A 13,638-nucleotide genomic window follows, 5' to 3' on the forward strand; every position below is an offset into this window, starting at 1 on the left:
AAATTTCAATCAGATATGGGATCCGCCCAAATTGCTTTATTCTCAGAGCCCAAAATATAATTTTCCATTTTTCCGTCAATCATAGAATCTTTTGAATAATATATAAGCGGATAGCCAGAAATTTCATTATGCTGTTTTTTATTAGGTATAAACCTTATAGTATCTCCAAGACTTAATTTTATATTTTCTTCAGAAAAAGATAATACAGATAAATTTTCTGGAAGTAATGGGTTACTTGTTTTACCAATAAATAAATTATATCCTACAGCGTTTCCCACCGCTTGATGGTTTAGATAAAATTCACTTATTACTAATTCAAATTCTGATTTATAATCAAACAAATTATATTCAAACTTTTTAGTTTTATTTAATAAAATAGTTTCTTTTTGATTTTTCGTATTCTCATTTGAATTACAAGAAATCATAAAAATTAAAAGCAAAAACAAAATTCTTCTCATATGATTTAAACCTAAAAAATTTTACTAAAGTTTAAGTAACTTCTTCGCTTATATAAACTAATTTATCTTCAAAATTTTCAACTTCATCAGTGGTTAAAATCTTTACCGCTTCGGAAGCTTTTTGTTTTAAGGATGAAACGATTTCAACTTCATTTTTATCTTTTAATTCATCAAAATAAAGAATTCCCATTGCATTATTGTGCAAATCCATTGCGCGTTCCAAAGCTTGGTTGGGCGAAAAATCTTCATGCCAATCTGTAAATTTTTTTGCCCAAGTTTTCGCTTTTTGCTCATTGCTTTGCCACTTTAAAAAGTTTTTTATAATTAAAATAACCCAAAGCGCATGCCGAAATGCATTTGCTGGATTTCCTAAATGATGCTTACTGCCGTACTCCTTATACGCAATGTTCATACAGCGTTTTGTGGCAAAAATAGTGGGAAAGGCATATTTTGGATTTTTAAGAAATAACCACGACAAAGCAAAAAGTTGCTTGAAATCCAGTTTCTTAAAAATCCGCCACAGCATCTATTCCTGTTTGTATTCTTTTACCGCTTCAATAAAAGCAGCTGCGTTCTCCAAAGGAATATTTGGCAGAATTCCGTGACCTAAGTTTACGATATAACGATCTTTTCCAAATTCATCAATCATTTGTTTTACCATCTTTTTTATTTCGGAAGGAGGGCTGAAAAGGCGCGTTGGATCAAAATTTCCTTGCAATGTTATGTTTCCGCCAGTTAAATAACGTGCGTTTTTAGGCGAACAAGTCCAGTCTACACCCAAAGCAGAAGCGCCACTTTTGGCCATAGTATCCAAAGCAAACCAACAACCTTTTCCGAAAGCAATTACGGGTGTTTCGTCTTTAAGTGCATCAATAATCTGCTGCATATATTGCCAGCTAAATTCCTGATAATCGGTTGGCGAAAGCATGCCTCCCCAACTGTCAAAAACCTGAACCGCATTTACGCCAGCCTTTACTTTTTCTTTTAAATATAAAATGGTGGTATCGGTTATTTTTTGAAGAAGTTGGTGAGCCACAACAGGTTGCGTAAAGCAGAATTCCTTTGCTTTATCAAAATTTTTGGAGCCCTGCCCCTGCACGCAATAACAAAGAATGGTCCAGGGGCTTCCGGCAAAGCCAATCAACGGAATTTCATCGTTCAGCTTTTCTTTCGTCATTTTTATGGCTTCCATTACGTAACCGAGTGTTTCATTTATATCTGGCACAATCACACGTTCCAAATCTTTCGCAGAACGGATGGGATCTGGCAGCCATGGTCCCACGCCGGGTTTCATCTCTACGTGAATGTTCATTGCCTGCGGAATTACCAAAATATCGCTGAATAAAATGGCGGCGTCCATTCCGTATCTTCGGATGGGCTGTACGGTAATTTCACTGGCCAGTTCGGGAGTTTGGCAACGCGTGAAAAAATCGTATTTGGCTTTTATTTCCTGAAATTCCGGCAAATATCTTCCGGCTTGACGCATCATCCAAACGGGCGGGCGTTCAACGGTTTCGCCGCGCAGGGCTTTTAAGAATAGGTCGTTTTTAATCATAATTTTTTAAGGTATTAACCGCTTTCGCAATTACGCTTTCAACGGTTGTGGCGTTAGCGATTACCACATTTTTTGTATATATTTTTGCTTCGGAAGCGGTTGTATTTCCGATGCAAATTGCTTTCGAATTATTTATTTTATTTTCTGAAACAAAGCTTCTCACCCCGCTTGGGCTAAAAAAAAGAACCGCATCAAACTGTCGTTCAAATTTCTTTGGGTTTAGCGTTGTTTTATAGACTTCAATTTCTTTAAAATCAATATTGTTTTCTTTCAATTTTGAGGGAATTTCATCGCTTCGGATGTTTCCGCAGAAAAAGTGAAAAGAATCTTTTTTGTAATTTTTTACTAAATAATCCGCCAATTCTGAAGCATATTCGGTCATTTTTACCACATTTTGACCATTTTCTTCCAACATTGATTTTGTTTTTTTGCCTACGCAATAACAATTCTGAATTCTGAATTCTGAATTCTGAATTGCCAAAATCGCATTCTGGCTCGTAAAAATTGCGTTTTCTACAATTTCTGGAATTTCAAAAGGAATCAGTTCAATTTTTATCGCATCATATTCTACTAAAGAAACGCCTGCCTGCAACAATAATGAACGTTGATTCTCCTTAAATTTTTTAGTTGATAAAACCGTGGGCATGGTTCTTTAAATATTTTTTAATGTCAGCATCTTTTCCGAAAACGGCTAAAATATCTCCGCTTTGAAAAACCATATCCGGTTTTGGCAACCCAACAACTTCACGTTTTTCAATAGCTCTTCCCAGTAAATTGGTGTGTTGTTTTTTTCGAATTATGGTAATAATATTCAAATTAAAATTTTTACGAAAGTCTGATTGCTGAAGGGTTTGGCCAACTAAAGATTGGCTTACTTCAACTTCTGAAACCAAATATTCATCATCAATTTCAAAGTTGTCTATGCTTCCTTTTAGATTGATTTTTTTGGTAAAACGCTCTGCATATTCCTGTTCGGGGTGGATAATTTGGTCCACGCCCATGGCTTCCAAAATTGTATCTTCCAAAGCGGAAGAAGAGCGTGAGATGATTTTTGCCTTAGTCAACTTTTTTACGATTGCTGTACTCATTATTGCGGCGCCATTGCGTTCGCCAATAGCTATTATGGCTAGATCGGCGTTATTTAATGGCAGGGAATGGTATGCGTTTTCATTAGTGGCATCTATGGCAACGGCGTGGGCAACCTTGTTTTTTATAAGTTCGATTTTTTCGAGGTCGTGATCGGCAACAATTACCTCATTTCCTGTATTTGAAAGATGAATGGCCAGCGACATTCCAAAATTTCCAAGGCCTATAACTACAATCTTCATACGCTTCTGTTTTAAGTTCCGCTTTTTAGTTAATCAAAATATTTTCTTCAGGATAGGTGTATTCTGTTTTCCCAACGCTTTTCAAAAGACCAATCATTAAGTTCAGCAATCCAATTCTTCCGAAAAACATCAAAAATATGATTACATATTTACTGTATTCAGAGAGTTGTGAAGTAATTCCCAACGAAAGTCCCACGGTGGAAAATGCCGAAAATACTTCGAAAGCAATCTGTATCAACGAAAATTCAGGGTCAAAAATAAGCACTAACAAAATTCCCGTCCCAATACTAGCCAATGAAATTGATATAATTGCGAACGCACGGTGCACAGCCTCTGTTGCTATTCTTCGGGTGCCTATTTCAATATATTTTTTATCCCGTGCAATGGCAAAAATATTAAGCGTTGCGAGGGCAAAAGTAGTAGTTTTTATTCCGCCTCCGGTGGATGCGGGCGAGGCCCCGACCCACATTAAAAAAATCATAAACAAGATGCCGGGAATGGTAAAATTGGACATATCAACGGTGTTAAAACCAGCCGTTCGCGAGGTAACGGAGGAAAACATCGCAGTTGTGAATTTTCCAAAGATAGTTTTGTGGGATAAAAGATTGGTCTGCTGTTCCGAAAAAAGGAAAAAAGCCGCCCCCCCAACTATTAAAATAATGGTAGTGTAAAGTACAATTTTGGTATTCAGATTAATGACCCGCGAAATAAAAACCTGATCATTTTTACTGAACAAATTTGAAATGAATTTTCTGAAATATTGAATGATGTTATATGCAATATGGTACCCCAAACCACCAAAAACAATAAGCGCCATAACAACCCACTGCATATAATAATTGAAGCGCAAACCTGTGTCATAAAGGCCATCTGAAGCTAAAGAAAAACCTGCATTGCAATAAGCCGAAATGGCATGAAAGACCGCAAAAAACCCTCTGCTTTTAAAAGAGTCTATATGTGCTAGCGAATGATAGATGAAAAAGGCACCAATTGCTTCCAAAATTAGTGAGAAAGCGACAATCTGCATTACCGTTCGCATAACGCTGTTCAGCTTTTCGTGGCCCAAAATATCTTTCATATAAAGGCTTTCTTTGAAAGAAGCGCCACTTTTAAAGAAATAGGCGAAGAAAGAAGTAAAAGTGAGCATCCCCAAACCGCCAATTTGGAACAAAATCATAATAATTGTTTGTCCAAAAGGAGTGAAATCTTTTGCGGTGTCAACCACAATCAAGCCTGTAACGGCTGTGGCACTTGTTGCTGTAAATAGCGCATCGGTAAAAGTGATTCCGTGTGTGGTCGCACTTGGGAGCAACAATAAAAATGTTCCCGCAAGGGCAATTATTGCGAAACTGCCCACAAAGAGAATTGCCGGATTAAAATAGAGGCTGTAGATTATTCTGAGTAAAAAAGTAAGACGAATAAAAAAATAGAAGAGGAGGCCGTATTCAATAACATAGCGCGCGTTGAAGAATGTTTCAACCAGCGATGTCTCATAGTTGGCGAGGATCATTATCACTTCCAGCACAATCAACAAAAGCAAAATCAACAGACTTATCCTGCTGCTTCGCGAAACCTCTTTGTCTCTTTTATATGTATGATATTTATAAAAATTAAAGGCTATTAAAGCCAGCAATAATGATGGAAGAACGATGAGTTTATATTGCCGAAAATCTCTGAAATTTTCAAACCCGAAGTCAAAAATTAAAAATGCCAACAAACCAAGGTCTAAAAACCAAACGACGATATTCGTCAGGCTCGTTTTCTTCCAAAGGCTCATTTCATTTCATTTTTTATGGAAATCATCAGCTCAGATCCGCCATTTTGAAGAATAAATTTAGCACATTCTTTTCCAAAGCCTTTGTATTGTGACGTTAAAACTTTCTTTTCAATGTCGATTTTGGTTTTGCCATCAATTGAAAAAAGACATCCCTTAAAATAAATCTCATCGTCAATTATTTCTGCAAAAGCACCAATTGGCGCGGTACAGCCACCTTCCAGAGTGCGTAAAAATTCACGTTCCATATAAGTGCAAATTTCGGAATTGTAATCATTTAACTTTGAAGTGGCTTCTTTACAAAATTCATCTTCTTCCAAGGCCACAACAACCATAGCGCCTTGGGCGGGAGCGGGAAGCATCCAGTTTAAATCTATAAAATCTGCTGGCAAAAGGTTAATTCTCTGCAAACCGGCTTTTGCGAAAATTGCGCCTTGCCAGTCATTATCTTTCAGTTTTTGAAGACGTGTGTTTACGTTTCCGCGTAAATCAACAACCTTATGATTTGGATATCTATGGAGCCATTGTGCTTGCCTACGGAGGCTTCCAGTAGCAATGGTGCACGGGCTTTCAAAATATACTTTGCTTTTTGTCACCAAAATATCTTCGGAAGAAGCGCGTTCCAAAACCGCGGTCTGCACAATGCCATTAGGTAACTGCGTGGGCACGTCTTTCATACTGTGCACAGCAATATCCACGGTTCCGGTTATCATTGCAACATCCAACGTTTTTGTGAAAATTCCGGTAATGCCCATTTCGTAAAGCGGTTTGTCCAAAACCAAATCGCCTTCAGATTTAACGGGGACCAATTGAGTGGTATATCCTAAATTTTCAAGTTTGGATTTTACAGTGTTGGCTTGCCAAAGTGCAAGTTCACTGTCGCGGGTGCCAATTCGGATTGTTTTTTTCAAGATTAGGCAGTTTCAAGTTGAAAAACTCTTCTTATGAGTTCTATACTTTCGGCAGAGCCTTCTTCGCCTTTAAGGTGGTTGGCGAAATGTGTAGTTATTTTTTGAATGAGTCGGTCGCTAATTATTTCAGCTTGCTCTTCATTGAAACCTGCAATTTTTTTGCGTTGATAATCTATTTCGCCGGCTTTAATTTCGGCAAGTTTATTTTTGAGAGCTTTTATGGTTGGCGCAAATTTGCGATTATCTGCCCATTTATTGAATTCTTTTTCTATTTCAGTAATAATCTTTTTAGCAAGAGGAAGTTGTGCCGCACGTTGTTCCAAGGTTTGGTCAGTTACAGCAGACAGATGATCCATATGTACCAAAGTTACCATTTCATTTTTCAAAACATCATCTGAAACATTTTTCGGAATGGAAAGATCTAAAATTAATAAAGGTCTCTTAAGGTACAGCAACTCTTTTGAAATGGTCGGTTGCTGCGCGCCTGTTGCCACGATTAGCACATCGGTCTGGGCTATTTCACTTTGAATATCGGCATAATCCTTAACGATCAAATTGAATTTACCCGCAACTTTTTCAGCTTTTTCCTTGGTACGGTTTATAAGGGTGATATGTTCGTTCTTGGTATGCTTTATAAGGTTTTCGCAGGTGTTTCTACCTATTTTTCCAGTTCCAAAAAGAAGAATGTTCTTTTCGGAAATATAGGGCACGCGCGCCATAATGTATTGTACTGCTGCAAAACTTACTGATGTAGCTCCGGAAGAAATTCCGGTTTCATTCTTGATGCGCTTACTGGCCTGAATAACCGCATTTACAAGCCGCTCCATAAAGGGGTTGATAATGTCGTGCTTTTTAGATTCCCGGAAAGCGTTTCGCAACTGGCTAATAATTTCAAAATCACCTAAAATCTGGCTATCTAACCCCGTTCCCACGTTAAAAAGATGAGAAACTGCATCGTGGTTTTTATAGATATAGGCAACCTTTTCAAATTCCTCCACAGTACCGTTGGTATGCTCGCACAACAATTTTATAAGTTGGTACGGATGCTGTGCAAAACCATAAAGTTCAGTGCGGTTGCAAGTAGAGATGACTGCTAGGGAAGGAATACGCTCGGCTTTGGCTTGAAGCAATATATTTTCTTTTGCGGTATCGCTGATGCTGAAGTGGCCGCGAATTTCTGCATCTGCCTTTTTGTAGTTGAGGCCGATAGCGTAAAAATTGCCTTCGAGCGACTCGCCGGAATATGTCTTTAAGTTTTCCATATAAAACAGGAGCAAATGTAAACGCATTGTTTTTAAAAAAATAACGCAAGCGGTATCTTTTATGTCGGTGGCTGTTAAAAATGGCCAAAATATGACATTTGTCATATTTTTACCCCTAAATTAGCGGTGTCCCATCAAATTTAATAATTTTAATTTAGAACTATTCTAAATAGAAAACATTTCGAAACGCTATGGAACTCCAAAAAAATGTCGCTCAAAGTTTTTACGAAGAAACAACCATTTCCCCAGGTTTTTTTATATTGAAATTCAATAACGAAACCGATGAAAACCAAACCTTTAAACGTGAGGTAAGCTCAACATTCATACAGTTTCATTTTTGTATAAAAGGAGCTGCCGCATTTCTTTTTAATGAGGGCAACTACATCCTTACCATAAAGGAGGAAAATTCTTTGCTCCTTTATAATCCACAGCGTGATTTGCCTATAACGCTTATTCTGGAAAAGCATTCCTGGGTGCTCTCGGTATTGCTTCCTATCCATAAATTTCACAGTCTTTTTTCTACGGAAGCGAATTACATTACCTTTTTGAGCGAAGAAAACAAAGACCGGAAATATTATAAAGAGGGGCATATTTCACCATCCATGGCGGTAGTGCTGAACCAATTGATGAACTACAACCTCCACCCTACCATAAAACCGCTGTATTTTAAGGCGAAAGCCTATGAGTTACTTAGTCTGTACTTCAACCGTCCCGCCGATGCCGATGTGGAACAATGTCCTTTTTTGGCTGATGAAGACAACGTTTCAAAAATAAAAAAAGCAAAACAGATTATGATTGCAAGAATGGCTGAACCACCTACTTTGCAAGAGCTCGCCGACGAAATAAACCTCCCTATAAATCGCTTAAAAGAAGGTTTCAAGCAAGTTTATGGCGACTCTGTGTTCAGTTTTTTGTTTGAGTATAAAATGGAAGTCGCACGGCAACTACTGGCTACGGGCTCCCACAATGTTAATGAGGTAGGTTTAAAAGTGGGCTACAGCACTTCGAGCCACTTTATCGCGGCTTTTAAGAAAAGATTTGGCACTACCCCCAAAAAGTTTTTGATGGGGCTGAACGCATAACTTGAACATACAATCCTGACAACCCTCTAGAAACATCATAAACATAAAGAAAAAATAAAAAAAATTTCCCTTAGTCTGCCTTATTTTTGGATGGTAAAAAAGATTAAATTTAGTCCGTTTTAATCAGCATTATTTACTTTATTATGAAGTGTGCCCTTTTAAGACCTATGGTCATCCTGTTTTTTATAAGTGTATTGTGTACTACAGTTTCTGCCCAAGACGCCAAAAAACCTAGAGCCCGTGATTTGGGAATTCCCTTTTCCGGCACACCGGGAGCCTATAACTCAATTACTGATGTGCCCGGCCTCTTGGTGGGCTATAAAACCTTGATTGCGGGAGAAGGCGCACTCGAGCCCGGCAAAGGCCCAGTACGTACTGGAGTTACGGTTATTTTACCGAAAGGAAAGAGTGAAAAAAGTTATGCTGCGGCCTGGTTTAACCTAAATGGTGATGGAGAAATGACGGGCTTACCCTATGTAGAAGATTACGGCACCAATTCGGGCGCAATAGGAATAACCAACACCAATAGTGTGGGCGTAGTACGCGATGCCATTGGTGAGTGGAATTATAAAAACTTTACGAATAAGGAATTGATTGATTTCTCTTTTGGGCTGCCCGTAGTGGCGGAAACCTGGGATGGTCTTTTAAACGATATTAACGGGTTTCATGTTAAAAAGGAAGACGTATTTAAGGCTCTTGATAGCGCTTCTTCAGGCAGTATAGCCGAAGGTAATGTTGGAGGTGGTACCGGTATGGCACTTTACGGGTTTAAAGGCGGTAGTGGGACAGCCTCACGGATGGTAACCATAAATAACAAAGTCTACACGGTAGGCGTATTTATACAAGCCAATTTTGGGGGCATGAATGAATTGACAATTGCGGGAGTGCCCGTTGGCAAAGAACTCGGAGGGCCTCGACCCATTATCCAAAACCCCAAACGAAAGGACGGTTCTGCCATAGTAATAGTAGCTACCGATGCCCCGCTTTCTCCAAACCAACTAAAGCATTTGGCAAAACGAGTGACGCACGGCATTGCACGTACTGGAACAATATCGCACGACAGTTCTGGAGAAACCTTTATGGCCGTAAGCACCACTACGCCTGAGTACAATGAAGATTATACCGTTGAAAAATGGGAAGTTATACCTAAATAGCTCCTTAACCCTTTATATCAAGCGACCGTTGAGGCCACGGAAGAAGCCATCATTAACACATTGGTTGCCGCAGAAGAAATGAAGGGAATAAACGATAATACCTTTTACCCAATACCACACGACAAACTGCAGGAAGTATTGAGAAAGTATAACCGTTTGGTGGAATTGGATAAATAATAATTTAGATAATTGAATGGGTTCTGAAAGTTAACAATAAAAAGTCGCCCATAAAAATTCACCGGGAGACTTTCATTTAAACTAATTAATACATATAAAAAATATTCCTTCAAAAGACGCTTAGTAATATTATCATTTTTGCCTGACACTCCCTTTTAGGCGGCGGCCCCAATCTGGAATATGCTAGCTTTTGTACTTTAAGCGTAACAGGAATTGGTGCTTGTATCTCGCCCTCCAAACAAAGTGTTTACTACTATAGGGTCAATAAATTTTTACTATAAAAAATCAAAATACCGTTATAACCTTAAATAAGCTTACTTCTTGAAGGTTCAATTATAAAAGCCTAATTTTGCTTTTCTAAAAAATTGCCAATCATGAAGGGAGTTCTCCTCGTAAATCTCGGTTCGCCAGACAGTACCAATCCAAAAGACGTAAAAAAATACCTCGATGAGTTTTTGATGGACCCACGTGTTATTGATGTTCCATTTTGGCTACGTTCATTTATAGTAAGAGGAATTATTTTGAATACCCGACCAAAAAAATCTGCTGAGGCTTACCAAAAAATCTGGTGGGACGAAGGTTCTCCCCTTATTGTAATCTCAGAAAGACTTCAAAAAAAAATTCAGGAAAAAACCACCGCGCCCGTTGCCCTAGCTATGCGCTACGGTAGTATGACATTAAAAAAAGGCCTGCAGGAATTAGTGGATCAAGGGGTTGATGAAATTTTGACCATTCCTCTTTATCCACAATTTGCAATGGCAACTACTGAAACCATAGATGTAAAGGTAGAAGAACTTAAAAATAAGTTCTTTCCGCAACTTCAAATTACTTCGCTTCCTGCCTTTTACAACAAGCCGCAATATATTGAAGTGCTTTCTAAAAGTATTTCCGAAAAATTGGGAGGGTTGGATTATGAGCATCTATTATTCAGTTATCACGGCGTTCCTGAAAGGCATATTTACAAGCGCGACATCACAAAAAGCCATTGCAAAATAGATGGCAGCTGCTGTATAACGCCCTCCCCGGCTCATGAGTTCTGTTACCGCCACCAATGTTTAAAGACCACAGCTTTAGTTGCAGAAAAACTGAATTTAAAACCCGGTACTTACTCCAATGCCTTTCAATCACGATTAGGCTTTGACCCTTGGTTAAAACCGCCAACTGATAGAACCATTGAGCGATTAGCCCTTGAGGGCACAAAGAAAATGGCGATTGTTACTCCCGCATTTGTAAGTGATTGTCTTGAAACTTTAGAAGAAATAGCTATGGAAGGTGAAGAAATTTTCCACGAAGCAGGCGGAAAGGAATTTACGGTAGTGCCCTGCCTTAACGACCGCGATGATTGGGCCAAAGTATTGACGGGCTGGATTGATACTTGGCGCATTGTAGATGTAAAAACTGCAATAGCCTAATGAAACCCAACCAAAGTGCCGCCCTGGGCACCGAGTCCATAGGAAGCCTGTTAATAAAACAGGCTGTTCCCGCATCTATTGGTATCTTGGTGATGTCGCTGAACATTCTGGTTGATACCATTTTTGTGGGCAATTGGATTGGTTCCATTGCCATTGCGGCTATTAACGTAGTACTCCCTGTTTCTTTTTTTATCGCTGCTTTAGGGATGGCTATTGGAATTGGCGGTTCTTCCATTATTTCGCGCGCTTTAGGAGCAGATAATAAGGAGCGTGCACTAAAAACTTTTGGCAATCAAATTACCTTAACATTATTGCTTACCACAGCAATGGTTGTCTTTGGATTGATATTCATTAATGAACTTATACCCGCTTTCGGAGGCAAGGGCGACATCTTTGAGCCTGCAAAAATCTATTACCGTATCGTGCTTTACGGCGTGCCACTTTTGGCGCTATGTATGATGGGGAATAACGTTATACGCGCCGAGGGCAAGCCTAAGTTCGCAATGATTGCAATGATTATTCCTTCCGTTGGAAATCTGGTTTTAGACTATATTCTCATAAATCTTTTGGATATGGGCATGGAAGGGGCGGCATGGGCTACTACGGTTTCCTATGGCCTGTGTTTTCTTTATGTGCTGTGGTTTTTTCTAAGCGACAAATCGGAACTTAAAATAAATTGGACACACTTTGGACTTAATACTTCCATTATTAAAGAAATGTCGGCACTTGGTTTTGTTACCTTGGCACGACAGGCCGTGGTGAGCGTTACCTACCTTTTAATGAACAATATTCTTTTCAATTTGGGAGGCGAAGCTTCTGTTGCTGCGTATGGAATTATTGGTAGAATGTTGATGTTTGCACTCTTCCCAGTTTTGGGGGTAACGCAAGGTTTTTTACCGATTGCAGGCTATAATTATGGTGCCCATAAATTTTCCCGCGTTCGCGAAAGCATCAACAAAGCCATTTTATATGCTGGCGGTTTGGGCCTACTTATTTTTGCACTGATCATGATTTTCCCGGAGAGCATTGTTTCAGTATTTACAAAAGATGCCGATATTCTTTCTGAAACGCCGCACTATATGCGCTGGGTGTTTGCCGCAACGCCAATTATAGCAATCCAGTTGATTGGCTCCGCCTATTTTCAGGCCATCGGTAAAGCAGTTCCTGCCTTATTACTAACGTTAACCCGACAAGGATTCTTTTTTATTCCGCTTATTTTTATCCTGCCGCTTTTTTTTGGCGAACTTGGCGTATGGATTTCCTTTCCGGCGGCAGATGTACTTTCAACTATAGTGACGGGGTATTTTTTGAATCGGGAAATTCGGAAGACACTTCGCGCTTGATTTTTTTTTTGGTATCTTTCAAATACCAAATATTTTGAATTATGAAAAAAATAGTTCTTTCTTTCGCCCTATTTTTTATAGGAAATTTTGTTATTGCCCAAGTTTCGGAAATTGTACAGCAAACGTGGTATTTAAGAAGTTTAGAAATCAACAACAATTGGCATTATGTTCCCTATGGAGAAATGATGGAGCTTAATTTTGGCGGAAGCAATCCAAATTATACCGCAAACACCAATGGCATAGAGAATACATTTACAGCCAATGTTACTTTTGAAAATGATGAAATTTCTTTTAGTTCAATAGAGGTTTCATCAGCAACATGCACTTCTTCCAATTGCGATTTTGAAGATTTATATTTTTATGAAATTTTGAGCAATCAAAATTTGGATGACAAAACTTTTACCTATTTCTATCAGGTTATAACTAGTGGCAGAAAGACATTTCGCATAACAGATTCAAACGGAAATCGTGCTACTTTCACAGACCAACCTTTGGAAGAAATTGACGAGGTATTGTTTCAAACTTGGTACTTGCATTATATGGAATTCGATTTTGGAGACACAGTTTTTATATCTGAATATAACCCATCAATTTCACCCTCAATTACCATTAACCCGGATTTATCATATACAGGCTTTGGATCTTGTAACGATTTTATGGGAACATTTAATTATAGTGAGATTCCCTCGAGTGGCGCTATTCTTATTCCAAATGATTTTGATGCAACTTTAAGGATTTGTGATTTTCATAGGGATTTTGAGGTCTATTATTTTTCCCAATTTGAAAATAATGGAATATTGTATTTTATCTTTGGTGAAGACCCGACAACAGGAGAAGGATTCTTTTCTTTTGAGAAAGCTCCAGGATTTTTTTTTCATTTTTATAACTATCCATTATCGGTTAAGGATTCCCAGAAAAATTCCTTTTCCGTTTCTCCAAATCCCGCACAGGATATGTTATTTATAAAATCATCTTTAAACAACTTGCAGTCTGCTACTATTACGGATATTAACGGAAGAATCGTAGCGAAGAAAATTTCAGTTTCAAATGAAATTGATGTCTCAAATTTAAAATCGGGCATGTATTTTATAACCATCACTTCTTCCGAAGGAAACATTACGAAGAAATTTATAAAAAATTGAGTTTCAAAAACAATTGCCAACAACCATTATTTTATTTATT

Annotated in this window: 12 protein-coding genes and 1 pseudogene; 5 read left to right on the plus strand and 8 right to left on the minus strand. The window is 38.4% G+C overall.

The window, feature by feature from the left end:
- Positions 1-5: 5 nt before the first annotated feature.
- From JK629_RS04335 to hemA, 8 genes are read right to left on the minus strand one after another with little or no spacing between them, the layout of a single operon-like run.
- Positions 6-458 carry a hypothetical protein gene (locus tag JK629_RS04335; protein ID WP_202337402.1) on the minus strand — a complete coding sequence of 151 codons (453 nt, stop codon included), beginning with the start codon at positions 456-458 and terminating at the stop codon, positions 6-8.
- Positions 459-489: 31 nt separating this feature from the next.
- On the minus strand, positions 490-984 hold the full coding sequence (locus JK629_RS04340; protein WP_202337403.1) for a DUF6973 domain-containing protein: 495 nt from the start codon (positions 982-984) through the stop codon (positions 490-492).
- Positions 985-2,013: a uroporphyrinogen decarboxylase gene (hemE, locus tag JK629_RS04345; protein ID WP_202337404.1), complete on the minus strand. Its 1,029-nt coding sequence runs from the start codon at positions 2,011-2,013 to the stop codon at positions 985-987.
- Positions 2,006-2,659 (minus strand): uroporphyrinogen-III synthase, encoded by a 654-nt coding sequence (locus tag JK629_RS04350; protein ID WP_202337405.1) that lies wholly within the window; start codon positions 2,657-2,659, stop codon positions 2,006-2,008. The genes hemE and JK629_RS04350 overlap by 8 nt, the downstream gene beginning before the upstream one ends.
- On the minus strand, positions 2,637-3,341 hold the full coding sequence (locus JK629_RS04355; RefSeq protein WP_202337406.1) for a potassium channel family protein: 705 nt from the start codon (positions 3,339-3,341) through the stop codon (positions 2,637-2,639). Before JK629_RS04355 ends, JK629_RS04350 begins: the two co-directional genes overlap by 23 nt.
- Positions 3,342-3,366: 25 nt before the next feature.
- Positions 3,367-5,118, minus strand: a complete 1,752-nt coding sequence (locus JK629_RS04360) for a TrkH family potassium uptake protein (protein ID WP_202337407.1) — start codon at positions 5,116-5,118, stop codon at positions 3,367-3,369.
- Positions 5,115-6,026, minus strand: a complete 912-nt coding sequence (hemC, locus tag JK629_RS04365) for a hydroxymethylbilane synthase (protein ID WP_202337408.1) — start codon at positions 6,024-6,026, stop codon at positions 5,115-5,117. Before hemC ends, JK629_RS04360 begins: the two co-directional genes overlap by 4 nt.
- Before the next feature lie 2 nt (positions 6,027-6,028).
- Positions 6,029-7,288, minus strand: a complete 1,260-nt coding sequence (gene hemA / locus JK629_RS04370; protein ID WP_202337988.1) for a glutamyl-tRNA reductase — start codon at positions 7,286-7,288, stop codon at positions 6,029-6,031.
- A gap of 191 nt (positions 7,289-7,479) precedes the next feature.
- On the opposite strand from hemA, the gene JK629_RS04375 reads away from it, so the two are divergent.
- The 5 genes and pseudogenes from JK629_RS04375 (at position 7,480) to JK629_RS04395 (ending at position 13,598) form a co-directional block, all read left to right on the plus strand.
- Positions 7,480-8,370 carry a helix-turn-helix transcriptional regulator gene (locus JK629_RS04375; protein ID WP_202337409.1) on the plus strand — a complete coding sequence of 297 codons (891 nt, stop codon included), beginning with the start codon at positions 7,480-7,482 and terminating at the stop codon, positions 8,368-8,370.
- Between the two features lie 167 nt (positions 8,371-8,537).
- Positions 8,538-9,701, plus strand: a pseudogene (locus JK629_RS04380) (DmpA family aminopeptidase).
- 371 nt (positions 9,702-10,072) lie between these two features.
- Positions 10,073-11,113 (plus strand): ferrochelatase, encoded by a 1,041-nt coding sequence (gene hemH, locus JK629_RS04385; RefSeq protein ID WP_202337989.1) that lies wholly within the window; start codon positions 10,073-10,075, stop codon positions 11,111-11,113.
- On the plus strand, positions 11,113-12,456 hold the full coding sequence (locus JK629_RS04390; RefSeq protein WP_202337410.1) for an MATE family efflux transporter: 1,344 nt from the start codon (positions 11,113-11,115) through the stop codon (positions 12,454-12,456). Before hemH ends, JK629_RS04390 begins: the two co-directional genes overlap by 1 nt.
- A gap of 41 nt (positions 12,457-12,497) precedes the next feature.
- On the plus strand, positions 12,498-13,598 hold the full coding sequence (locus tag JK629_RS04395) for a T9SS type A sorting domain-containing protein (RefSeq protein WP_202337411.1): 1,101 nt from the start codon (positions 12,498-12,500) through the stop codon (positions 13,596-13,598).
- Positions 13,599-13,638 lie beyond the last annotated feature (40 nt).

It is taken from the genome of Aequorivita iocasae, from assembly GCF_016757735.1.
GTDB classification, from domain to species: Bacteria; Bacteroidota; Bacteroidia; order Flavobacteriales; family Flavobacteriaceae; genus Aequorivita; species Aequorivita iocasae.